A 265-nucleotide genomic window follows, 5' to 3' on the forward strand; every position below is an offset into this window, starting at 1 on the left:
GATGGTGCTGCGTAATCGGGGGCGAAATTCACAGGCAACGCGCGAGCGCGTGCTAAAAGCGCTGGATGATTCTGGTTATGTCTATAACCAGACCGCAGCGAAATTGCGTAATCGCAGCAGCAATCAGGTTGGGCTTTTGTTGCATGATATTACTAACCCATTTTATGGCGAGATGACGGCAGGGCACAGTCATGAGATGGAGCGGCACGACCTGCTGCTGTTTCTGGCGAACAGCGAAGAGTCAGGTGAGCGCCAGCAAAAGTTT

At 52.5% G+C, this 265-nt stretch carries 1 pseudogene; it reads left to right on the forward strand.

Going from position 1 to position 265, the window contains the following annotated elements:
• A pseudogene (locus ACRHOZ_RS21025) lies at window positions 1-265 on the forward strand (hypothetical protein); the annotation flags it as partial.

The sequence above is a fragment of the Flagellimonas flava genome (assembly GCF_050617915.1).
Taxonomy (GTDB): Bacteria; Bacteroidota; Bacteroidia; order Flavobacteriales; family Flavobacteriaceae; genus Flagellimonas; species Flagellimonas flava_A.